Origin of the sequence: Paraburkholderia sp. GAS333 (genome assembly GCF_050435665.1) — a bacterium.
In the GTDB taxonomy this organism is placed as follows: domain Bacteria; phylum Pseudomonadota; class Gammaproteobacteria; order Burkholderiales; family Burkholderiaceae; genus Paraburkholderia; species Paraburkholderia fungorum_A.
On sequence record NZ_JBNDKS010000002.1, the window covers coordinates 374,382 to 397,434 of the forward strand.

Consider the following 23,053-nt stretch of genomic DNA (forward strand, 5'->3'; position numbering starts at 1 on the left):
CAGGTCATCAAAAAGTTGTCCCTGGCTCCGTGTTCCTATCCGCGTTAACTCCGCAGGCTTATGGTTTACGCAGCCCCTTGATACGTAAACGAAGTTCCAAGTTATCCACAGCCAGAGGCGAGGCTTGTTAACTATTACTACGTATACGTATACAAAGAATATAAAAACCAGAGAAGCAGGCAGAGCACCTGCATCACAAGCGTGCATCAAGCATGCAGACCGGCAACGTAAACGTCATCCGTAAACATCGGACCACGTATACCCAGCCCATCAAACCCGTCACTTCAACGGTAAACATATCTCCGTCACCAGATCCGCCGGCGCCGTGTCCTTCGGACTATTCAAATACTCTTCAAACACCGGCGCATCCGCCGCTTCACGACCGGACTGCACAAGCCACGTTCCATACAGCCACTCATACGCTGCCCGCATATCGCTATACGGACCTTTGTGCCGCAACACTGCATATTCCCCGCCTCGCACGGAAGTCGCCAAAACCGGCGCATTCGCCGTCACCGCCGCCAACACCCGCTGCGGCAATAAAACCCCAGCCTTCGATCGCAACGCATTTTCATCAACCACACCGGGATCATCTAGATAAATCCCGATCATCCGCATTTCCGCCTCCAGCAGATTATGTCGGGCCAGCCAGCCGAACAAAGCATCAAACGCCTTGCCGATCTGCATATACGGTCCAATGTGATCCACCGTTAAAAGCGTAAACGGCTCGACAGAACGGATATCCACTTCGCGCATCGTCATTTGATCGTCTCCTGAGAGTGCCGGACGGAACCGGCTATGCGTACCTCGCTTGCGATACTGCGCCGGCGGCACGCCGAACACCGCACGAAAAGTACGGGAAAAAGACTGCAGACTGCTGTAACCGGAGCGCTCGGCAATCTCGGCAATCGACATCGAACCGTTCGCCAGATGTCCCGCCGCGTGATGCAACCTCAGCCGGCGCACAGTCGTCGCGACCGTCTCGCCATACATCGCCTGATAAATCCGATGCCAGTGATACGGCGACAAACACGCGATTTCCGCCAGATGATCGATGTCGAGCGGCTCATCGAGATGATCGTAAATATGGTCGAGCACACGTGCCAACCGCGTTTCATAGCGGGCCCGGCTACTGGAATCATCCATGACAGAGCGGAGAGGAATAACGAAAACCAAAAGTACCACGTCCCCGTTTACCAAATCCTGCGGAGTTAACCCGCTACCGAATCCGCGTAAACGCGATAACAGTGACCCGGTAAACAAACGCCATCCACCGCAAAACTTTGCCGAATTTCGATAACACCCTCGAATAATGGCTCCCTACCATCGGCTGAAGCCTGTCTGTCAGCCCACGCGTAAACGTCGCGAACCGACGCTACGCACCAACGCCAACCTCGGGAGCCTCCGATGAAACCAGAGTCCAGCAGTCAGCCCATCGGCAAAATCGTGCATCACGAGCTCAAGCAGACGCTTGGCACATGGCAGTTATGGGGTATTGCAGTCGGCCTCGTCATCTCGGGCGAATACTTCGGCTGGAGCTATGGCTGGGCGAGTGCGGGCACCCTCGGCTTCGTTATCACGGCGATCTTCATTGCCGCGATGTACACGACCTTCATCTTCAGTTTTACCGAACTCACCACGTCGATCCCACACGCAGGCGGCCCGTTCGCGTACGCGCGCCAGGCGTTCGGCCCGACCGGCGGCTATCTCGCGGGCGCCGCGACGCTCGTCGAATTCGTGTTCGCGCCACCGGCGATCGCGCTCGCCATCGGCGCCTATCTTCACGTGCAATTCCCCGGCCTCGAACCGAAGCACGCGGCAATGGGCGCGTATCTCGTCTTCATGGCGTTGAACATCGTCGGCGTGCAGATTGCCGCGGCGTTCGAGTTGTGCGTGACGTTGCTCGCGATTTTCGAACTACTGGTTTTTATGGGCGTCGTGTCGCCTGGTTTCCGCTGGTCGAACTTCACAACCGGTGGCTGGTCGGGCGCGAATACCTTCAGCATGGGTTCGTTCCACGGCATGTTCGCGGCGATTCCGTTCGCCATCTGGTTTTTCCTCGCGATCGAAGGCGTCGCGATGGCCGCCGAAGAAGCCAAAAATCCGAAGCGCTCGATTCCGATCGCCTATGTCACCGGCATCCTGACGCTGGTCGTACTCGCCATTGGCGTGATGGTGTTTGCCGGCGCGGCAGGTGACTGGACCAAGCTCTCGAACATCAACGACCCGCTGCCGCAAGCAATGAAATTCATCGTCGGTGAACATAGTGGGTGGATGCATATGCTCGTGTGGCTCGGCCTGTTTGGTCTCGTCGCGTCGTTTCACGGCATCATCCTCGGCTATTCGCGACAGATCTTCGCGCTGGCTCGTGCGGGTTATCTGCCGGAGTGGCTTTCGAAGGTGCATCCGCGTTTCAAGACGCCGCATCGCGCGATTCTCGCGGGCGGCGTGGTCGGCATTGCCGCGATTTATAGCGATGAGTTGATCCAGTTCGGCGGCCAGACGCTGACGGCGAACATCGTGACGATGTCGGTTTTTGGCGCTATCGTGATGTATATCATCAGCATGTTGTCGCTGTTCAAGCTGCGCCGTACTGCGCCGAACATGGAGCGTCCGTTCCGCGCGCCGCTGTTTCCGTTGTTTCCGGCGTTCGCGCTGGTGGCTGCGGTGATCTGTCTGGCGACGATGGTCTACTTCAATTTTCTGGTGGCGATCGTGTTTGCAATCTTTCTCGCGCTGGGCTACGTCTACTTCCTCGCGACGCGCCATCAACGCGATGCGGCGCCGTCGGATGCATTGCTGGAAGAGTGACATAGCGGATCGAGCCGCTGCGCCAGCAGCGGCGATGGAGTCGTAATCATGAGCTACACCGAGTCGATCGGCAGTCGAACGTACCGGTTTGCCGATCTGAAAACGCTGATGGCGAAAGCCAGTCCGCAACGTTCCGGCGACCAGCTCGCGGGCGTCGCAGCAGCCAGCGAAGAAGAACGGGTCGCTGCAAAAATGTCGCTGGCGCAGGTGCCGTTGCGCACGTTCCTCAATGAGGCACTGATCCCGTACGAGAGCGACGAGGTCACGCGTCTCGTGATCGACGGGCATTCGCCGCAAGCGTTCGCCGAGATCGCGCATCTCACGGTCGGCGATTTTCGCAACTGGCTGCTGAGCAGCACGACCGATGCCGACGCGCTCACGCGCATCGCTGCCGGGCTCACGCCGGAGATGGTCGCGGCGGTGTCGAAGCTGATGCGCAATCAGGATCTGATCGCGGCTGCGCGCAAGCGTCCGGTGATCACGCGGTTTCGCAACACGGTCGGTTTGCCCGGCCGCATGTCGGTGCGTCTGCAACCGAATCATCCGACCGACGACGTCAAAGGCATCGCTGCATCGATGCTCGACGGTCTGATGTACGGCTGCGGCGACGCGATGATCGGCATCAACCCGGCCAGCGACAATCTCGCGGCCATCACGAAGCTGCTGGTGATGATCGACGAGTTCCGTCAGCGCTACCAGGTGCCGACGCAATCGTGCGTTCTCACGCACGTCACCAATACGATTGCGGCAATCGAGAAGGGCGCGCCGGTCGATCTGGTGTTTCAATCGATCGCGGGAACGGAGAAAGCGAACGCAGGCTTCGGCATTTCGCTCGCTCTGTTGCAGGAGGCGTACGAAGCGGGCTTATCGCTGAAACGCGGGACTGTCGGCAACAATCTGATGTATTTTGAAACGGGGCAGGGCAGTGCGTTGTCGGCGGACGCGCATTTCGGCGTCGATCAGCAAACGTGCGAAGTGCGCGCGTATGCCGTCGCGCGCAAGTTCAATCCGTTTCTGGTCAACACAGTGGTCGGCTTTATCGGACCCGAGTACCTGTACGACGGCAAGCAGATCACGCGCGCAGGTCTCGAAGATCACTTCTGCGGCAAGCTGCTCGGCGTGCCGATGGGTTGCGATATCTGCTACACCAACCATGCCGAAGCGGATCAGGACGACATGGACAACCTGCTCACGCTGCTCGGCGTAGCAGGCATCAATTTCATCATGGGCATTCCGGGCGCGGACGACGTGATGCTCAACTATCAAAGCACGTCGTTCCACGACGCGCTTTATGTGCGCGACGTTCTCGGTTTACGCCGTGCGCCGGAATTCGAAGAATGGCTTGAGTCGATGCAGATCACCGACGCGCGCGGCGCGTTGCTGAGCGCATCGCCGCAACAGCCGCTGCTCGAAGGCGCACGCGACTGGATGGGAATTGCATGAGCGACTTCCTCGAAAAGAATCCGTGGAATGCGTTGCGGCAGTTCACTAATGCACGCATTGCATTGGGCCGCGCGGGCAGCAGTTTGCCGACTGCGCCGTTGCTGGCGTTCAACCTGTCGCATGCGCAGGCGCGCGACGCCGTGCATCATCCTCTAGATACCGGGGCGTTGCATCAGCAGTTGCGGGAACAGGGCTTCACGTCGCTGGACGCGCATAGCGCAGCGCCGGATCGCGAGCACTACCTGAGGCGTCCCGATCTGGGCCGCCGTTTATCGGAGGAGAGTCGTGCAGAACTTGTGCAGGTCGCTGCAGAACCGAGCGACGTAGTGTTCGTCATCGGCGATGGTCTGTCGGCGTTCGCTGCGTCAAAGCAATCCATTCCGCTACTACAGGCCGTATGCCCGCAATTGAAGGATTGGAAGATCGGACCGGTGGTCGTCGCGCGTCAGGCGCGGGTCGCGTTGGGCGATGAAATCGGCGAATTGCTGAAAGCAAAAATGGTGGTGATGCTGATCGGCGAGCGGCCTGGTTTGAGTTCGCCCGATAGCCTCGGAATCTACCTGACTTACGCGCCGAAGGTGGGTTGCAGCGATGCGCAACGCAATTGCATATCGAACGTGCGTCCCGAAGGACTCGACTATCCGTTGGCCGCGCATAAGTTGCATTACCTGCTGACCAACGGCCGACGCCTCGGGCTCACCGGCGTCGGTCTGAAAGACGACAGCGACGCACAGCAGCTTGCAGGCACAAGCACCGCGCCCGCCGTGAGTGACGACTCAAATCCGGGCGCAGCGTAATACACCGTCGCATACCTTCGATTACGCGTCCGCTTTCTCCACAGGATGCGTTTCGAGCCACGCGTTCTCGTCGTCTTCGAACAACCTGGAGCGCGTCAGAAACCGCAGGCCACTGGGACGCTCAAGCGAGAACATCCCGCCATTTCCCGGCACCGCGTCGATGATCAACTGCGTGTGCTGCCAGTACTCGAATTGCGATTCGCTCATGTAAAACGGCACGCCGGCAATGAAGCCGAGTTTCACGTCGGAGCCACCGACCATGAACTCGTTCTTCGGAAACATCATCGGGGCGCTGCCGTCGCAGCATCCACCGGATTGATGGAATATCACGTCCCCATGTTCGGCGCGTAATTTGTCGATCAACTCGATGGCGGCAGGCGTCGCGATTACGCGCGCGACTTTCTTTTCATCGGTCATCACATGCCCTCGCTGAAAAAGAGCGGGCCGCGTCATGCGGCCTGCCCGAACCGACTCGTTAATGCAGGGTTACATCAGGACGACTTTCAGAAAAACCCGAGCGGCTTGTCGCTATAGCTGACCAGCAGGTTCTTGGTCTGCTGATAGTGGTCGAGCATCATCTTGTGATTTTCGCGTCCGATGCCCGACTGCTTGTAGCCGCCAAACGCCGCATGCGCCGGATACGCGTGATAGCAATTGGTCCACACTCGGCCAGCTTGCACCTCGCGGCCGAAGCGATACGCACGCGTGCCGTCGCGAGTCCACACGCCGGCGCCCAGGCCGTACAGCGTATCGTTGGCGATTTCGAGTGCTTCTTCTTCGTTCTTGAAAGTCGTCACCGACACGACTGGTCCGAAGATTTCTTCCTGGAAAATGCGCATCTTGTTGTGGCCGCGGAACACGGTCGGCTTCACGTAGTAGCCTTTGCTCAACTCGCCGTCGAGCGTATTGCGTTCACCGCCAATCAGACATTCGGCGCCTTCCTGTTTGCCGAGATCGACATACGAGAGGATTTTTTCAAGCTGTTCCTGCGACGCCTGCGCGCCGATCATCGTCTTGCTGTCGAGCGGATGCCCTTGCGTAATCGCGGCGACGCGCTTCAGCGCACGTTCCATGAAGCGGTCGTAAATCTTTTCTTCGATCAGCACGCGCGACGGACACGTACACACTTCGCCCTGGTTCAGCGCGAACATCGTGAAGCCTTCGAGCGCCTTGTCGAAGAAGCTGTCGTCCTCGTTCATCACGTCGGCAAAGAAAATGTTCGGGCTCTTGCCGCCGAGTTCGAGCGTCACCGGAATGATGTTCTGGCTCGCGTACTGCATGATCAGACGGCCCGTCGTGGTCTCGCCGGTAAACGCGATCTTGGCGATGCGTTTGTTCGACGCGAGCGGCTTGCCTGCTTCGAGACCGAAGCCGTTCACCACGTTGATCACGCCGGGAGGCAGCAGGTCGTGTATCAGTTCGAGCAATACGAGGATCGACGCGGGTGTTTGTTCAGCTGGCTTGAGCACGACGCAATTGCCGGCTGCGAGTGCGGGTGCAAGCTTCCACACGGCCATCAGAATCGGGAAATTCCAGGGGATGATCTGGCCGACCACGCCTAGCGGCTCATGAAAGTGATACGCGACGGTGTCGTGATCGATCTCGGAGATACCGCCTTCCTGCGCACGCACGGCGCCGGCGAAATAGCGGAAGTGATCGATGGCGAGCGGAATGTCGGCGGCCATCGTTTCGCGCAGCGGCTTGCCGTTGTCAATCGTTTCGGCGACCGCGATGCGTTGCAGGTTCGCTTCCATCCGGTCGGCGATGCGGTTCAGGATGTTCGCGCGCTCTGCGACGGACGTTTTGCCCCACGCTACTTTCGCTTTGTGCGCGGCGTCGAGTGCGAGTTCGATATCGGCTTCACGCGAACGGGGAATCGACGTGAACGGCTCGCCGGTAATCGGCGACACATTGTCGAAGTACTCGCCGCCCACCGGCTTGACCCATTCGCCGCCGATGAAATTCGCATACTGCTTCTTGTACGGGAATTCGGTGGTCAGAAACTGCATCTCTGCATGATTCATCTGTGTGCTCCTCACATGTTTGAATGGGCTATATACGGCGAGATATTTCGCTCGACCGTGACGGGCTAGAGCTAGAAGCGTGCCAATGCACCGCACTGGTGATCCGTGCACGTGGAGAAGGCACATTTGTGCAATTGCGCGCATCGTCGTGTTCAATCCCTTGGCGATGGTGCGCTGCGTTTCTGAGCAATCTGGGAAAGGGTGTTCAGGAATTGAGCAGGGCGCGGCGAGTGTGGTGGCATTTCAAACAGGAAAGGCTGCGAGCGGGTTCGGCATGGGAATTGCCTTCTATTGCGGCTTGTTATTCCCTTTCTGCGCCCATCTCGTATGACGATTGATGCCCGAGACGATCGCCTGACACATTCCGCGCCGAGCCCGCAACCAAGCTTCTGCGTGCAGACACACGTCGCCTACGACGCCGACGAGCAGGCGCGCAATCTTCACGGCTGGAACCAGACTTACGACCAGTTGACCGCAGGCTGCTTCGTCGGCGGTCTGACGGAGCTGTGCGTCGACGATATGCAGGTGTTCGTCGAAACGACGAGCCACACGCTGCGGCAAACCTGTGAGGTGCAGAAAGACGCGTATTGGTTCGGCATTCCGACTTGCCCGTTGGGCACGGGCCGAATCGATGCGCAAATTATTTCCGCCGACGCTCTCGCGTTTCGTCCGGGCGGCGTCGAGTTCGAACTGCTGACGTCCGCGGGGTATGAGATTTTCGGCGTGGTGGTAACGGGTGAAGCATTGCGTCGTTATGCAGCGAATATCGAGGGCGTAAGCCTCGACGAGCATCTGCCGAACGCGCAGGTCGTGTCGATCGGTGCGGAGCGCAAGGAGCAGTTGTGCGCGTCGCTGCGCCAGTTGCTAGGTGGCGGTGCGGCGAGCGATGCGCCTTTGACTTCAACGGCGCGTAGCAACTTGCAGGCATCGGTACTGGCGTCGCTGTTCGACGTCGGCGCGTTGTCGGCGTGCGAAGGCGTTGCGATGCCCGCACGTCCGCGTCGTCAGTCGATTGTGTGGGAAGCGCGCGACTATGTGCTGGCCAATCGGGATCGGGCGATCAACGTGCCCGAATTGTGCGAACGGCTGCACGTGAGCCGTCGAACCTTGCAATACTGCTTTCAGGACGTGCTCAACATGGCGCCGGCCACGTATCTGCGCGCGATCCGTTTGAATGGCGCGCGCCGCGATCTGTCGAATGCCGCGCGCGAATCGCGCTCCGTGCAGGATGTGGCGGCGGCGTGGGGCTTCTGGCATCTGAGCCAGTTTGCAACCGATTATCGGAAGATGTTCGGCGTGCGGCCTTCTGAGACGTTAAAGGCCGCTGCGGGTCGTCAGGCTGAATTCGCTCACTAACCGCGCGTGGCGCAGCTAGCAGGCGAGCATTAAAACGGTCACACCGGAATCGCCGCGCAATTTATTTGCGCAGCAAACGCAAGCCATTACCGACGACCAGCAAGCTCGCGCCGACATCGGCGAATACTGCCATCCACATCGTGCCGAGACCCATCAGCGTTAGCACGAGAAACACGCTCTTGATGCCGAGCGCCAACGCGATGTTCTGCACCAGCACCGCATGCGTCGCCTTCGATAAACGGATGAACGACGGAATCTTGCGCAGGTCGTCGTCCATCAACGCGACGTCGGCGGTTTCGATGGCGGTGTCGGTGCCCATCGCGCCCATCGCGAAGCCGATGTCGGCGCGTGCCAACGCGGGGGCGTCGTTGATGCCGTCGCCGACCATGCCCACGGTCGCGCCATTCGCTGACCACTGCGCGACCGCGTTCAACTTGTCTTCCGGCAACTGATTGCCGCGCGCTTCGTCGATGCCGACCTGTTGCGCGATGGCGGTTGCGGTGTGCGGGTTATCGCCGGTGAGCATGGCCGTGCTCACACCGAGCCGTTGCAACTCGGCGATCGCGGCGCGGCTCGTTTCCTTCACCGTATCGGCGACAGCGAACAGCGCGAGCACGCGTTCGGCGTCGGCCAGCATCACGACAGTTTTGCCCTGCTGTTCGAGCGAATCGAGACGCGTCTCGAGCGACGCGGAACAGCGCCCCAATTCTTCGATCAGCCGATGATTGCCGAGCCAATACGATGTGCCTTCGATCTCGCCACGCACGCCGCGTCCGGCGAGTGCTTCGAAAGCATCGACCGGGAGTTGGCCGATGTCTTCGGCTTTAGCCGCCGCAGCAATCGCCATCGACACCGGATGATCCGAACGCCCGGCGAGACTCGCGGCGAGCGTACGATAACGAAGCGCGTCGCCTTCAATCTTTGCAACGGCGATCAACTCGAACTCTGTCTGCACCGGTTTGCCGTGCGTGAGCGTGCCGGTTTTATCGAGCGCGAGGCGGGTCAGCCTGCGGCCTTGCTCCAGATAAGCGCCGCCCTTGATCAGAATGCCCTTGCGCGCGGCCGCAGCCAGCCCGCTGACGATCGTCACGGGCGTTGAGATCACCAGCGCGCACGGACACGCGATCACCAGCATCACCAACGCCTTGTAGACCCACTCGTGCCACAGTCCGCCGAATAGCAGCGGCGGCACGACCGCGACCGCAAGCGCGATCGCGAACACGATCGGCGTATAGACCCGCGCGAATTGATCGACGAAACGTTGCGTGGGGGCCTTGGTGCCCTGCGCCTCTTCGACGGCGTGGATGATCCGCGCAAGCGTCGTGTTGCTCGCCGCAGCCGTGACGCGGTAATCGAGCGAACCCGCCTGGTTGATCGTGCCGGCGAACACCGCGTCGCCTACCGTTTTGTCGACCGGCAGGCTTTCACCGGTGATCGGCGCCTGATCCACGCTCGAACGGCCCGCGATTATTTCCCCATCCAACGCGATCCGCTCGCCCGGTTTCACGCGAACTACTGCGCCCAATCCGATCGCGGCGAGATCGGTGAGCTGCCAGCCGCCGTCGGGTTGCTGCACGCTGGCCTGTTCGGGCGTGAGCTGCATCAATCCCTGGATCGCGTTGCGGGCGCGGTCGAGCGACTTCGCCTCGATCAGTTCGGCGACCGTGAAGAGCACCATCACCATCGCGGCTTCCGGCCACTGACGCAGGATCAGCGCGCCGGTGACGGCAATGCTCATCAGCGCGTTGATGTTCAGATTGCCGTTGCGGATCGCGAGCCAGCCCTTGCGGTACGTCGTGAGGCCGCAGGAGGCGATTGCGAGGATCGCAAGCAGCGCAGACACCCAGGCGGGTGCGCCGAGCCAGCCAGCAGCCTCTGACGCCGCCGCAGCGACGCCAGCGAGCGCAAGCGGCCACCAAGGTTTGACGGGCGCTTGCGGAATGGCGGCCGATTGGCCGTCCTGACCGGCATCCGCGAGTTCGGGCGTGAAGTCGAGCGAACGGAGCGCGGCGAGGATCGTGTCGAGCGCGTCGGGTGCGTGGACGACGGTCAGCACGCGCTGCATCAGGTTGAAGTCCATGCTGCGAACTTGCGGCATGCGGCTGAATTTCTTGCGGATCAGCGCTTCTTCGGTCGGGCAATCCATCTGCATGATGCGGATGGCGGTACGCATGTCACTGCCGACGGCTTCGGAGCGCGGCAGGCGCACGGGGGTGACGATGGCAGGCGCGGCGGCGCAGCAGGCTGCGTCGTCGTGGCTGTGCGCGTGGGAGTGATGCTGGTGATCGTGATGGTTTTCGTGGGCCTGTTCATGCGAGTGATCATGTCCGTCGCCATGGTCGTGATTACACCCATGCCCGGCTTCGTGCCCGTGATCGTGCCCCGACTCCGGCTCATGCGCATGCTCGTGCGCATGGTCATGCCCGCACCCGCCCACACCCTGTTCCAAAGCCTCCGCAGCCGCGCCCGCGGGCTTTTCGCGGGCTTCCAGACGCTCTTCTTCGGGATGGCTAACGTGACGCATAGTGGCTTCCTGGGTCGATTTGTGGTCTAGTAAACACCTTGAAGCCACTACAAGGTCAAGGTCGCCTTCAAGACCATCACCCGGAGGGCTCATGAAAATCGGCGAACTGGCGAAAATCGCCCATTGCACGACCGAAACCATCCGTTTCTACGAAAAAGAGGGCCTGTTGCCCGAAGCGGAGCGTACCGAGGCCAATTACCGCAGTTACTCGGCGAAACACGTCGAACGGCTGCGATTCATCCGTAATTGCCGCGCGCTCGACATGACTCACGACGAAATCCGCGCTTTGCTGCGTCTGACCGACGCACCGGCAAACGGCTGCGGCGGCATCAACGCGCTGATCGAAGAACACATCGCGCACGTCGACACCCGCATCAACGAACTGAAGCAGCTGAAAACGCAGCTCACCACGCTGCGCGAGCAATGCCACGGCGAACAGAGCGTCGAAGACTGCGGCATCGTGCACGGTCTGACCGACATGGATGTCAGCGCGCCGCGGGTGCGGCACACGCATCTGGGTTGAAACGCTTCCCGTAGTCCGGCAGCAGTGACCTTATTTATGGCCGGGCGGTTCATCGCCGACCCGCCCGATCAACCATCGAATCAAGCTGGAGAATCAACGTGTTTACCTGCAGAAATCAGTCCTGCGACGCGCAGTGGGAAATGTCGGACGTCGTCATCAAGAATGAAGGGCAGGGGCTCCTGTTCCGTTGCCCGATGTGCGGCGCGCGCAATTATGTCGAACGCTTCGAAGGCGAAGACGGCGAGGTGCTGTACGAGCAGCTCGAAGGCCGTCCCGCCGACGGTCCGATGGCCGAATAATCCGCAGCCTTCGTTGCCTCAGCCGCTTAGCCCATATCGAGCCATCATCTTATGAACAGTCCCACTCCCGCCGGCGCGCCGTTTAGCGAACTGGCGCTGCCGCCCGCGACTCTCGCGAATCTGTCGCAACTCGGCTATGTCGAGATGACGCCGATTCAGGCAGCAAGCTTGCCGATCGCGCTCGCCGGCCACGATCTGATCGCCCAGGCGAAAACCGGCAGCGGCAAGACCGCGGCGTTTTCGCTGGCACTGCTCGCGCGTCTCGACGTGCGCAACTTCGCCGTTCAGGCGATGGTGCTGTGCCCGACGCGCGAACTCGCCGATCAGGTCACTCAGGAAATCCGCCGCCTCGCGCGCGCGGAAGAAAACGTCAAGGTGCTGACGCTGTGCGGCGGCACGCCGATGCGTCCGCAAACCGCGAGCCTCGAACACGGCGCGCACATCGTGGTCGGCACGCCGGGCCGCATCATGGATCACCTTGAGCGCGGCAGCTTGCCGCTGCAATCGCTGAACACGCTGGTGCTCGACGAAGCCGACCGCATGCTCGACATGGGTTTCTTCGACGACATCGCGACGGTGGTCAAACAGTGTCCGAAAGAACGTCAGACGCTGCTGTTCTCGGCGACGTACCCGGAAGGTATCGTCAAACTGAGCCAGCAGTTTTTGCGCAACCCGAAGGAAGTGAAGCTCGCCGAGCGGCACGACAACACCAAGATCCGTCAGCGCTTCTATGAAGTCGAAGAAGACGGCCGCCTGCATGCGGTTGGATTGCTGCTGAATCACTACCGTCCGGTGAGCACGCTTGCGTTCTGCAACACCAAGCAGCAGTGCCGCGATCTGCTCGACGTGCTGCGCGCGCAGGGTTTTCACGCGCTCGCGCTGCATGGCGAACTCGATCAGCGTGAACGCGATCAGGTGCTGATCCAGTTCGCAAACCGTAGCTGCTCGGTGCTGGTCGCGACCGACGTCGCCGCGCGCGGTCTCGACATCGCGCAACTCGAAGCCGTGATCAATGTCGACGTGACGCCGGACCCGGAAGTGCACGTGCACCGGATCGGCCGCACGGGCCGCGCCGATCAGGAAGGCTGGGCGCTGAGCCTCGCGAGCATGAACGAAATGGGCCGCGTCGGCAGTCTCGAACAGGCGCAGAAGCGTGAAGTCGAATGGCACAAGCTGTCCGAACTCACGGCGGCGAGCAACGAGCGCCTGCTTCCGCCCATGGAGACGCTGCAGATTCTCGGCGGCCGCAAGGAAAAGATCCGTCCTGGCGACGTACTCGGCGCGCTGACCGGCGACGCGGGCTTTGCCGGTTCGCAGATCGGCAAGATCAACGTGACCGAGATGTCGACCTATGTGGCAGTGGAGCGCAGCATCGCGCGCGAAGCAGTGCGCAAGCTCAGCGCCGGCAAGGTGAAGGGCAAGAAGGTCAGAGTCCGTCTGATGGACGACGCCTGACACTTGACGCTTGACAAGGGCCGGCTGCACTGCCGCAGCCGGCCCTTCATACCGCTTCGTGCATCACATTACGTCATACCTCTGCAGCTCTCCGCGTACTTCGCGCGACCTTGTTTCTCCCCCCAAAGCCCGATCTGACTAGCGTTGTCCGCAATGGCGCGTCTTTACGCGAGCCATGACATAAACGCATGCCGCGCATGACAAAGTTTCGATTGTGAGCGTTCTTTGGCTGATGCCTAATCACTCCACCGGGATGGATCGCCGCGCCGTTGGCCGTCCGCGAATCCCCTGCTGGATGGAGAAAGGGAGAAAGCCTTATGCAGAGCGCCACGCAAGCCCGCTCGAAACTGCCCGATGTGGGCACGACGATTTTTACCGTGATTGGTCAACTGGCCGCGCAACATGACGCGCTGAACCTGTCGCAAGGCGCGCCGAATTTCGCGCCGGATGCGAAACTGGTCGACGGTGTCGCCCAGGCCATGCGCGCCGGTCACAATCAGTACTCGCCGATGGCCGGCATCATGACGTTGCGCGAAGCACTCGCCGACAAAGTCGAGACGCTGTACGGCGTGCGCTACGACCCAGCTAGCGAAGTGACCGTGATCGCCAGCGCGAGCGAAGGGCTGTATTCGACGATCAGCGCATTGGTGCATCCCGGCGATGAAGTGATCTACTTCGAGCCTTCGTTCGACAGCTACGGCCCGATCGTCCGTTTGCAGGGCGCAACGCCGGTGGCGATCAAACTCTCGCTGAGCGATTTTCGCGTGAACTGGGACGAGGTCGCGGCCGCGATCACGCCGAAAACACGCATGATCATCATCAACACGCCGCACAATCCGACCGCGACCGTATTCAGCGAAGACGATATTGCGCGGCTCAAAGCGATCACGCGTAACACCGATATCGTGATTCTCGCCGACGAAGTTTACGAGCACGTGGTGTTCGACGGCGCGAAGCATCAGAGCATGGCATGCCATTCCGAACTCGCTGAACGGAGCGTGATCGTGTCGTCGTTCGGCAAGTCGTATCACGTCACGGGCTGGCGTGTGGGGTACTGCCTCGCGCCCGCCGCATTGATGGACGAGATTCGCAAAGTCCATCAATTCATGGTGTTTTCCGCCGATACCCCGATGCAGTACGCGTTCGTCGATGCATTGGCCAATCGCGAAAGCTATCTCGGGCTTTCCGCGTTTTATCAGCAGAAGCGGGATTTGCTCGCGCACGCATTGCGCGAGTCGCGTTTCGAGTTGTTGCCGAGCGAAGGTAGCTTCTTCATGCTTGCGCGCTTTCGCGGTTTCTCCGACGAGAGCGATAGCGATTTCGTGCTGCGCCTGATTCGCGATGCGCGTGTCGCGACGATTCCTTTGTCGGCGTTTTATAGTGACGGCACCGATTCCGGTTTGATCCGCCTGAGCTTCTCGAAGGACGACGCGACGTTGATCGAAGGTGCGCGGCGTTTGTGCGAGATCTGATCGCTGCGTCGTGGCGTCAATTGCTTTTTCAGCGTGGGCGCCGAGAACACAATCGTAGAGAAAAAGGGACCTGTTTATGAAGTTGCTCAAGCCGCTATTGGCATTGGCCTGCGCATTTGCATCGTTCGCCACCGCATCCGCCGCGAGCGCTGCCGACACCTCGACGCTACGTTTCGGGCTCGAAGCGCAGTATCCGCCGTTTGAGTCAAAGGGCGCGAACGGTCAATTGCAGGGGCTCGATATCGACGTCGGCAATGCGGTCTGCGCCGCTGCGCATATGACGTGCAAGTGGGTCGAAACCTCGTTCGACGGTTTGATTCCGGCGCTGCAAGGCCGCAAGTTCGACGCGATCAATTCGGCGATGAACGCGACCGAACAGCGTCGCCAGGCGATTGATTTCACCACGGTCGTGTATCGCGTACCGTCGCAGTTGATCGCACGGCGCGACAGCGGCCTGCTGCCGACGACTGCATCGCTCAAGGGCAAACGCGTGGGCGTATTGCAGGGATCGATTCAGGAAACCTTCGCGAAAACGCATTGGGAATCGGCGGGCGTCACCATCGTCCCGTATCAGGATCAGAACCAGGTTTATACCGATCTCCAGGCCGGCCGCCTCGATGCCACGCTCGTTCTCGCGCCCGCAGGACAAACGGGATTTCTGTCGAAGCCCGACGGCAAGGACTATGCATTTGTCGGCCAGCCGGTGCGCGACGACAAGATTCTCGGCAGCGGTATCGCGTACGGAATTCGCAAGGGCGATACGGCGTTGCGCAATCAGTTGAATGCGGCGATCGCGAAAGTGCAGGCCGACGGCACCGTGAAAACGCTGGCGGCGAAGTATCTCGGCGATATCGACGTGAGCGCCAAATAAGCTCATACGCGTGTGCTTGTTGACGATGCATTTGACGGCTAGGATACGTAGGCTTCGCTACGGCGAGGTCTACGTAACAACCGGAGAGCGCGTAAATGAGCGACGCAGCGACAACGGCAACACCAGCCGCAACTCACGCGAACAATGCTTCGGCGCCGAAGTTCTGGCGCAGTGACGCACTGCCGTTCATCGAAGCGCGTTCCATCGAAGACGGCCGCTCGGTCTGCTACGCCAGGCACTCGCACGAAACGTTTTCGATCGGCGCTGTTATCGGCGGACGCAGCGTCTATGTGAATCGTCACGCACATGAGTGGATCGGCGCGGGTGCTGTTGTCATGATGAATCCCGACGACGTGCACGCATGCAATCCCGTCGCCGACGAGCGCTGGTCGTATCTGATGCTGCATGTCGATGTAGCGTGGCTCACGAAACTGCAACACGAACTGGGGTTCAGCGAGAATCACGCGTTTCGCGCGTTTTCTCAAACCATGTCGCTGGACCCGACGTTATTCGATGGCTTGAGCAAGCTACACGCGATTCTCGTCGACGCCGACGCTGAGTCGCTGCGCAAGCAAGGCGCGGCGATTACATTCTTCTCGGAAGTGCAGCAGAAACTGAATCCCGCGTCGTCGAAGCCGTATTACGACGCAAGCCATCAACTCACGCGAGCCGCAGAATTCATCGCTGAAAACTGCACGCAGGCGCTAAAACTCGAAGACGTTTGCAAGGCCGCGGATTTGTCCGCGTCGCATCTGATTCGTGCTTTCAAACAACGCTACGGAATGACGCCGCACGCGTATCTGATCAACCGCCGTATTCAATACAGCCGCGCGCAACTCAGACGCGGCCGTCTGATCGCCGACGTCGCGCTTGACGCCGGTTTCGCCGATCAGGCGCATTTGCAGCGCACGTTCAAACGGCTGGTTGCTGCGACGCCAGGGCAGTATCGCAGTTGATCACACGATCAGCAGATACAACGCGCTCGCCGCGAGCAGCGCTGCCATCACGCGATTGAATAGCCGCACCCGTTTCGGGTCTTGCAAGTATTTGCGCAGAAACGTGCCGGCATAAGCCCAGCTCGCAATCGATAAATAGCAGACCACGAAATACACCACCGCGAATTGCCAGACGAGGCCGCCGTCGCCTCCGGCTGCATACGCACCCATGCCGGCTAGCGACGCAAGCCATGCCTTCGGATTCAGCCATTGCATCGCTGCGCCATAAGCGAAGGAGGGTCCGCGGGACGGTTTGTCGGCGCCGAGTTGACCGTTGTCGACGGCGAGTTTGTAGGCCATATAAAGCAGAAACGCAACGCCCGCCCATTTGACCGTGTCGATCAGATTCGGGAAATAGAGAAGCAACTCATGCAGACCGAGTCCGATGAGCAGGAGCAATACCGTGAAGCCAACCGTTGCGCCGCTGACGTGCCGCATGCTCGCGGCGAGCCCGTGCTGCGCGCCCGCGCTCAGTGCGACGACATTCACCGGGCCCGGTGTGATCGAACTGGCCAGCGCGAACGCGGCCATGGAAAGTAAAACGGTCATCTGATGCCTCGATACGTAAGCGCGCAGGAATGGCGACGCTCAACGGTATCGGGCAACGGCGGCGGCGTATTGAAGGAAATTGCTGTTTGATCCGCTGCATGCGGGGCAGCAGGCCGAAAAAAAAGCCCGATCGCAGGATCGGGCTTTTTCTTTTGCCGGAGGCCTCAGGCGTGTTGCAGGCTGAATTCGGCCAGTGCGTTCGTCAACGTGGTCACCGCTTCTTCAGTCACCGCGTTATACAGCGACGCACGCAGACCGCCGATAGAGCGATGCCCTTCCAGTCCGATGATGCCCTGTTCACGAGCGGCATTGATGAACTCTTCGCCAAGCCGTTCATCGCGGAACTTGAAGGCGACGTTCATCTGCGAGCGCCAGCGCGGGTCCGCGTGGATGGTCACGACTTCGCTCAACGCGTCGAGCGTGTCATACAGATGCTGCGACTTGCGCTCGTTGATCTGCTGCATCGCGTGCAGGCCGCCGATGTCGTCGCGCAGCCAGCGCGTGATCAACGTCAGCACGTAGATCGCAAAAACCGGCGGCGTGTTGTAGTTCGAACCGTGCGTCACGTGCGTGCGGAAATCGAGAATAGCCGGCAGACTGTCCGGCACGCGCTCGAGCAGCGAACGCTTCACGATCGCGACCGTGACGCCCGCCGGACCGAGATTCTTCTGCGCGTGCGCATAGATCATCGAGTAGGCGTCGGGCTGGATTGGCTTCGACAGAAAATCGGACGACATGTCCGCGATCAACGGCACGCGCGGCGCTTTTTCGTAGACGGGAAATTGCAGCCCTTCGACCGTTTCGTTCGTCACGTAATGCAGATACGCGGCGGAGTCGTCGATAGCCAGTTGTTCCAGATCGGTCAGTTGCCGATAGCCGGTCGCGTGGCCGTCCCACGCAATTTTGCGCTCGGTGACCTTCGCGGCCTCCGAGGTCGCGCGGCCGCTCCAGTAACCCGACGTCACGTACTCGGGCGGCGCAAAGCCTTTGCCCGCGAAGTTCATCGGGATCATCGCGAATTGCAGGCTGCTGCCGCCTTGCTGGAACGTGATCGCGTACTCGTCCGAGATGCCGAGCAACGTGCGCAGATTGTTTTCTGCTTCGTCCAGAATCGCGCGGAACCAGTCCGAACGATGGCTCATGCCGAGTATCGACACGCCGGTGTCCGGCAACGCGGTAATCGCGATGCGCGTTTGCTCCAGCACCGATTCAGGAAGGGCTCCGGGACCACCGGAAAAATTCAATGCATTGGACTTCACTGCGCCTCCGAGGCCGTCGGTTGAACTGTGTTTGCACTCGCAGCGGCGCTGCGCAGCATCTGATGAAATGCGTCGGAAACCCGGCGAATTTGCGGCAATTTGTACGGGAAGGCGCTGGCGTCATCCATGTCGTGAATCACCATGCCCGTCGCGATTTCGAAAATGAGCAGGCGGCCGTCGCTGGTTTCCGCGCAATCGAATCCGACGTAATCGAGGCCGGTCAATTCGCTGATGCTGCGAAACGCGTCGCGGTGGCGCACAGCGAAATCGTCGTCGAACGTTCTCATGATTTGCGCTTCTTCTTCGCGCCGGTCCGCATTCGCTAGCATTTCTGCGTATGGGTAGTGGACCATCCAGTCCTTCGAAATGCCCATATGGCACACGAACGGCTTGCCGTCGATGATCACGATCCGGTACTTGCGGAATAGACCATCGGCGCTGCTGTAGTCGATGAACGGCGCCATGTAGTATTCGCCGGCGTCGGACTCGCCCAGGTAGGCTGTGAGGTCCTGCGCGTCGGATACTTTTGCGAGGCCTTGTCCCGCGTGCGATCCGCGCGGCCGGATGATGAACGGATAGCCGGTGCCGAGCACTTCGCTCAAGTCGAAGGTTCCGGACGCAGCCTGATCGACCTGCTCGCGCGACAGACGCACCGTGCGCGCCATGCAGATGCTGGGGACTGCACCCAGCAATTCATACGCGGCGTCGCGGGTCGTCTTCGCGACGTGTTCGGAGCGGTTCAGCACGCGGCGGTCGGTGCCGTTGGTCAACGCGGCGATTTGTGCGTGAACCGCGACGGTTTCATCCGACGCACAGGCCGCGACGAACACCACGTCGTGCGGCGGCAAGACGGTATTCGACAACGTGTGCGAGTCGACGTAAAGCGCTTCGATTTGCAGATCGGCGTTCTCGACCAGGCATTCGAACGGCGTGTTCGCCATCAGATCGCCGGGCGCTTTCAGAACCAGCACTCTCACTGGAGCTTGAGCGGTCTGCACATTTTTCAGGCGGAACCGCCGCGTGATTTGCAGTGCCTGCTGCTGGACGGCAAGCGCCGCCGCCTTCTCGTATTTCATTTCCAGCACGAGCGACAAATCGAGCAGCGCGTAGGGATCGTCGTGTTGCCTGACGTGTTCGAGCAGGCCTTCGCCGAGCGGCGTCAGATCGCTTCCGGCGGTGGCGGCGCGAAGCAGCGTCGCCAGTCCGAGCGGCTGATAGAGCCACGGATGAGCGGCATCGCCGGTTAATTCAGTTTGAACGGTAGTCATGAAGGGCGCGTTTCAGTGGAGCACTACCCAAGGCGTAAGACGGCATCTGGTGGCATCGCTCTTACGTGGAGTTCACTCGGGTTATTGACGGTGAGCGATCGGTCCGGCTGTTGCTGCTTCACCTTCCGCAGAGATCGCGACGGTGCGCGACGTGTCGATTGCACGGGACAGTCGGGCCGGGTTCGCGCGTCGCGTTGCAATTGCCATACAGTTTTCCTTCGATTAAGACGTCTGGATTCGTGTATCGACAAAGAGTCCGCCACGTCGCATTGAACCCACGGTACGAGCCCATCATACGAGCGCGCGGCGGAAGCAAATGGGGGAAAAGAGGGGCGATTGACTGCTTAATCCCGAGACTTTGGGATGGGAGATTTTTGGGCTTCGAGCTGAGGTGAAGCGGGGGAGGTGCGGTTTCTTCGACGTGATGTGCTGTATCAGGCCGTACGCGTATGGGCAAATCGATTTGCCGGCGAGCGCTGAAAAGCAAAAAGCCCGGTCAGCTTTCGCTAACCGGGCTTCAAAATGCTTGGTGGGGCGTGAGTGACTCGAACACTCGACCTACGGATTAAGAGTCCGCTGCTCTACCAACTGAGCTAACGCCCCCAACAGAAACGAGATTATGCAGTAACTTCCTCGCCTTGCCAAGTCCCTTTCGCAGATTTCTTAAAAATATTTGCGTCGACGGGTTCGAGGCCTCCCTCGACCGCCGTGACGCCATGGAGAAGGCGCGGGCTTCGCCGTCCCGGTATTATGTCGCGGACACCATGCCGCTCGAAGCGTCGCGCGGCATTCGACCGGGGGCCCGCCATGGACGACAAAGAGATCAACGAGCTGCTCGACCGCATTCTTGCCCCATGGGTCCGCGCGCTGACGCTGACCCCGGTCAAGGTCGATGAAGAGAGCGCTACGTTACGCCTGCCGTTTTCCGGTGGCCTGCGTCATTCGGGCGGCGTGATTTGCGGGCAGGTGTTCATGGCCGCCGCCGACACGGCGATGATCGTCGCCATTTCCGCTGCGCTCGGCGGCTTCAAGCCGATGAGCACGGTGTCGCAAAACATCAATTTCATGCGTGCTGTCCGCAAGGGCGACGTGCTGATCACCGCACGCGTGCTGCGCATGGGCCGCAATCTGGTGTTCGGCGAGGTCGAATTATTCGACGAAGGCGGCCACATGGCCGTGCACGCGACCACGACTTACGCGCTGGTCGACTGAGACCGGCCACACCGCGTCAGAAAGCACTCAGAGGAAAAGGAAAAATCAGGATGTTCGATCAGGTCGTATTCGCGGGCGGGGGCAATCGCTGCTGGTGGCAGGCAGGTTTCTGGGACGTCGTGCAGCCGGAGCTGAAAATCCGTCCGCGCGTCATCACCGGCATTTCGGCCGGCGCCGCCACCGCGTGCATGCTCTACACGCGCGATTCCGACTGGGTCATGCGCTACTACGAAGACGCGCTGCGCCACAACACGCGCAACGCGTACTGGGGCAACCTGCTGCGCGGCGAATCGGTGTTTCCGCACTACCGCATTTACCGGCAGGCGCTGCTCGATATCTACGGCGAGAAATTTTCGACGCTCGCCGATGCGCCGGAAATCCGCATCGGCGTGTCGCACCTGCCGCGCTGGCTTGGCGCGCGCAGCGCGGTCGCGGCGGGTCTGATCGCGTACAACATCGAAAAATATGTACGCAAGACGCTGCATCCAACCTTGGGTCAGTCGCTCGGTTTTCATCCGGAATTCGTGCGCGCGCAGGATTGCGCGAGCGTCGAGGATCTCGCGGATCTGATCCTGCAGTCGTCGAGTACGCCGCCTTTCACGCCGGTTCTGCGACGCAACGGGCGTCCGGTGCTGGACGGCGGAATGGTCGACAACGTGCCGGTCGGCGCGCTCGACGCCGATGCGCCGGGCAACGTGCTGGTGATGGTCACGCGTATTTATCCGCGGCCGCAGATGTTTGTCGTGCCGCACGGCGTGCAGCAACGGCTGTATGTGCAGCCGTCGCGCAAGGTGCCGATTTCGAGCTGGGATTACACGAGCCCTTCGCAGATGGCGCACGCGTATAACCTGGGGCGTGTCGACGGCGAGGCTTTTCTGGAGCGCATGCCGGATCTGCTGGAAGCGGGGGCACACGAGGCGCGGTGAGGGGCGTGGCGGCGAGCCGGGCGCTAGACAAACGCTGAATGCTGCGTGTGTGCTGAAAAAATAGACCTCGCCGCGTGGCACCTGTCGAGCGTGCCAGCGCGGCCAAAGCCAATACGTAACGGTCAAAACGGTCAACGCTCGACGCGCACCCGCCCCGCAAAAAACTACCGCCGACGCCCGCCCTGCAACGCCTCGGGATTCGCCACGCTGGTCGTATCGCCAGAATCGAACGCCAGAATGTTGTTGAACGCCGCGGTGAAATACAACTCGTAGCTCTCGCGTTCCACATAGCCGATGTGCGGTGTGCAGATCACGTTTTCCATTCGCAGCAGGCTGTAGCCCTGCAGGATCGGCTCGCTTTCATACACGTCGATGGCGACCATCCCCGGACGGTTGTGCGACAGCGCATTCACCAGCGCGTTTTCGTCGAGCAGTTCGGCCCGGCTCGTGTTCACGAGCAGCGCGGTCGGCTTCATCCGCATCAGGTCTTCCTGCTTGACGATGCCGCGCGTGTCGTCATGCAGACGCAGATGCAGCGACAGCACGTCGCTCTGTTCGAACAACTCTTCACGGCTTTCGGCCACGCCATAACCATCGGCGCGAGCCGCTTCACGCGAATGCTCGCGGCCCCAGATCAGCACGTTCATGCCGAACGCCTTGCCGTATCCTGCCACCAGACGGCCGATCTTGCCGTAACCCCAGATGCCCAGCGTCTGACCGCGCAAAACCTGCCCCAAACCGAAGTTCGGCGGAAGCGCCGACGTCTTCAGACCGGATTGCTGCCAGGCCCCTTGCTTAAGGTTTGCCACGTATTGCGGAATGCGCCGCTGCGCCGCCATGATGAGAGCCCACGTCAGTTCGGCGGGGGCGATCGGCGAGCCAGTGCCTTCCAGCACGGCGATACCGCGTTCGGTACAAGCCGCCAGATCGATATGGCCGGCAACTTTGCCGGTCTGGCTGATCATGCGCAAACGCGGCAGTTTGTCGAGCAGTTGCGAGTTGATACGCGTACGTTCGCGAATCAGGACGAGTGCGTCGACTTCGGAAAGACGGCTCGCCAGCTGGCCGAGACCGCGCACGGTGTTGTTGAAAACTTTGACTTCATGGTCGGCCAGCAATTGAAAGCAGTCGAGCTTACGAACGGCGTCCTGATAATCGTCGAGGATGGCAATCTTCATGGTATGTGTCTTGCGGCGCACCGTGACGGTGCGGAACGGAGTGTTATGCTGACTGTCCCACCATGTGACCCAGGTCACATGCCGGTCTGGC

At 60.5% G+C, this 23,053-nt stretch carries 21 protein-coding genes and 1 tRNA gene; 13 read left to right on the forward strand and 9 right to left on the reverse strand.

Annotation, left to right across the window (positions count from 1 at the left end; all coding sequences use genetic code 11):
- Nucleotides 1-279 precede the first annotated feature (279 nt).
- The gene (locus ABH945_RS10815) at nucleotides 280-1,146 is read right to left on the reverse strand and encodes an AraC family transcriptional regulator (RefSeq protein WP_429250564.1); all 867 of its coding nucleotides are present in this window, start codon (nucleotides 1,144-1,146) and stop codon (nucleotides 280-282) included.
- Between the two features lie 261 nt (nucleotides 1,147-1,407).
- Here ABH945_RS10815 and eat point away from each other — a divergent pair, with 261 nt between their 5' ends.
- The 3 genes from eat to eutC are packed head-to-tail and all read left to right on the forward strand — an operon-like array spanning nucleotide 1,408 to nucleotide 5,051.
- The gene (eat, locus tag ABH945_RS10820) at nucleotides 1,408-2,811 is read left to right on the forward strand and encodes an ethanolamine permease (protein ID WP_074762644.1); all 1,404 of its coding nucleotides are present in this window, start codon (nucleotides 1,408-1,410) and stop codon (nucleotides 2,809-2,811) included.
- 48 nt (nucleotides 2,812-2,859) lie between these two features.
- Nucleotides 2,860-4,254, forward strand: a complete 1,395-nt coding sequence (locus tag ABH945_RS10825; RefSeq protein WP_429250565.1) for an ethanolamine ammonia-lyase subunit EutB — start codon at nucleotides 2,860-2,862, stop codon at nucleotides 4,252-4,254.
- Complete coding sequence (gene eutC, locus ABH945_RS10830; protein ID WP_429250566.1) at nucleotides 4,251-5,051, forward strand: ethanolamine ammonia-lyase subunit EutC; 801 nt, start codon at nucleotides 4,251-4,253, stop codon at nucleotides 5,049-5,051. The genes ABH945_RS10825 and eutC overlap by 4 nt, the downstream gene beginning before the upstream one ends.
- Nucleotides 5,052-5,072: 21 nt before the next feature.
- On the opposite strand, the gene ABH945_RS10835 is transcribed toward eutC, so the two are convergent.
- Nucleotides 5,073-5,468 carry a DUF779 domain-containing protein gene (locus ABH945_RS10835; protein WP_074762647.1) on the reverse strand — a complete coding sequence of 132 codons (396 nt, stop codon included), beginning with the start codon at nucleotides 5,466-5,468 and terminating at the stop codon, nucleotides 5,073-5,075.
- 86 nt (nucleotides 5,469-5,554) lie between these two features.
- On the reverse strand, nucleotides 5,555-7,075 hold the full coding sequence (gene adh / locus ABH945_RS10840) for an aldehyde dehydrogenase (RefSeq protein WP_074762648.1): 1,521 nt from the start codon (nucleotides 7,073-7,075) through the stop codon (nucleotides 5,555-5,557).
- Between the two features lie 327 nt (nucleotides 7,076-7,402).
- Here adh and ABH945_RS10845 point away from each other — a divergent pair, with 327 nt between their 5' ends.
- On the forward strand, nucleotides 7,403-8,431 hold the full coding sequence (locus ABH945_RS10845) for a helix-turn-helix domain-containing protein (RefSeq protein WP_429250567.1): 1,029 nt from the start codon (nucleotides 7,403-7,405) through the stop codon (nucleotides 8,429-8,431).
- 61 nt (nucleotides 8,432-8,492) lie between these two features.
- Here the strand turns inward: ABH945_RS10845 and ABH945_RS10850 are convergent, their stop codons facing one another.
- Nucleotides 8,493-10,604, reverse strand: coding sequence for a heavy metal translocating P-type ATPase (locus ABH945_RS10850; protein WP_429250568.1), 2,112 nt, complete (start codon nucleotides 10,602-10,604; stop codon nucleotides 8,493-8,495).
- 102 nt (nucleotides 10,605-10,706) lie between these two features.
- On the opposite strand from ABH945_RS10850, the gene ABH945_RS10855 reads away from it, so the two are divergent.
- The 7 genes from ABH945_RS10855 (at nucleotide 10,707) to ABH945_RS10885 (ending at nucleotide 16,531) form a co-directional block, all read left to right on the forward strand.
- Nucleotides 10,707-10,985, forward strand: a complete 279-nt coding sequence (locus tag ABH945_RS10855; protein WP_429250569.1) for a hypothetical protein — start codon at nucleotides 10,707-10,709, stop codon at nucleotides 10,983-10,985.
- 61 nt (nucleotides 10,986-11,046) lie between these two features.
- Nucleotides 11,047-11,478: a Cd(II)/Pb(II)-responsive transcriptional regulator gene (gene cadR / locus ABH945_RS10860; RefSeq protein WP_074762652.1), complete on the forward strand. Its 432-nt coding sequence runs from the start codon at nucleotides 11,047-11,049 to the stop codon at nucleotides 11,476-11,478.
- 98 nt (nucleotides 11,479-11,576) lie between these two features.
- Nucleotides 11,577-11,777 carry a hypothetical protein gene (locus ABH945_RS10865; protein WP_074762653.1) on the forward strand — a complete coding sequence of 67 codons (201 nt, stop codon included), beginning with the start codon at nucleotides 11,577-11,579 and terminating at the stop codon, nucleotides 11,775-11,777.
- Nucleotides 11,778-11,828: 51 nt separating this feature from the next.
- On the forward strand, nucleotides 11,829-13,232 hold the full coding sequence (gene dbpA, locus ABH945_RS10870) for an ATP-dependent RNA helicase DbpA (protein WP_074762654.1): 1,404 nt from the start codon (nucleotides 11,829-11,831) through the stop codon (nucleotides 13,230-13,232).
- Nucleotides 13,233-13,549: 317 nt separating this feature from the next.
- Nucleotides 13,550-14,704 (forward strand): pyridoxal phosphate-dependent aminotransferase, encoded by a 1,155-nt coding sequence (locus ABH945_RS10875; protein ID WP_429250570.1) that lies wholly within the window; start codon nucleotides 13,550-13,552, stop codon nucleotides 14,702-14,704.
- Nucleotides 14,705-14,780: 76 nt separating this feature from the next.
- Nucleotides 14,781-15,575, forward strand: a complete 795-nt coding sequence (locus ABH945_RS10880) for an ABC transporter substrate-binding protein (RefSeq protein ID WP_429250571.1) — start codon at nucleotides 14,781-14,783, stop codon at nucleotides 15,573-15,575.
- Nucleotides 15,576-15,670: 95 nt separating this feature from the next.
- Nucleotides 15,671-16,531, forward strand: a complete 861-nt coding sequence (locus ABH945_RS10885) for a helix-turn-helix transcriptional regulator (protein WP_074762657.1) — start codon at nucleotides 15,671-15,673, stop codon at nucleotides 16,529-16,531.
- On the opposite strand, the gene ABH945_RS10890 is transcribed toward ABH945_RS10885, so the two are convergent.
- The 4 genes from ABH945_RS10890 to ABH945_RS10905 all read right to left on the reverse strand — a co-directional run bounded on the left by ABH945_RS10890 (nucleotide 16,532) and on the right by ABH945_RS10905 (nucleotide 20,249).
- Nucleotides 16,532-17,119, reverse strand: coding sequence for a LysE family translocator (locus tag ABH945_RS10890; protein WP_429250572.1), 588 nt, complete (start codon nucleotides 17,117-17,119; stop codon nucleotides 16,532-16,534).
- Between the two features lie 164 nt (nucleotides 17,120-17,283).
- Nucleotides 17,284-18,378, reverse strand: coding sequence for a 3-phosphoserine/phosphohydroxythreonine transaminase (gene serC, locus ABH945_RS10895; RefSeq protein ID WP_429250573.1), 1,095 nt, complete (start codon nucleotides 18,376-18,378; stop codon nucleotides 17,284-17,286).
- Nucleotides 18,375-19,646, reverse strand: coding sequence for an ATP-grasp domain-containing protein (locus tag ABH945_RS10900; protein WP_429250574.1), 1,272 nt, complete (start codon nucleotides 19,644-19,646; stop codon nucleotides 18,375-18,377). The genes serC and ABH945_RS10900 overlap by 4 nt, the downstream gene beginning before the upstream one ends.
- A 527-nt stretch (nucleotides 19,647-20,173) precedes the next feature.
- Nucleotides 20,174-20,249, reverse strand: a tRNA-Lys gene (locus ABH945_RS10905).
- A gap of 204 nt (nucleotides 20,250-20,453) precedes the next feature.
- On the opposite strand from ABH945_RS10905, the gene ABH945_RS10910 reads away from it, so the two are divergent.
- Together ABH945_RS10910 and ABH945_RS10915 are read left to right on the forward strand one after the other, a co-directional pair.
- On the forward strand, nucleotides 20,454-20,858 hold the full coding sequence (locus ABH945_RS10910) for a PaaI family thioesterase (RefSeq protein WP_074762661.1): 405 nt from the start codon (nucleotides 20,454-20,456) through the stop codon (nucleotides 20,856-20,858).
- Between the two features lie 50 nt (nucleotides 20,859-20,908).
- Nucleotides 20,909-21,784, forward strand: a complete 876-nt coding sequence (locus ABH945_RS10915) for a patatin-like phospholipase family protein (protein ID WP_074762662.1) — start codon at nucleotides 20,909-20,911, stop codon at nucleotides 21,782-21,784.
- A gap of 164 nt (nucleotides 21,785-21,948) precedes the next feature.
- On the opposite strand, the gene ABH945_RS10920 is transcribed toward ABH945_RS10915, so the two are convergent.
- A complete protein-coding gene (locus ABH945_RS10920; RefSeq protein WP_074762663.1) occupies nucleotides 21,949-22,962 on the reverse strand; it encodes a D-2-hydroxyacid dehydrogenase family protein in 1,014 nt (337 codons plus the stop codon).
- Nucleotides 22,963-23,053: the final 91 nt, after the last annotated feature.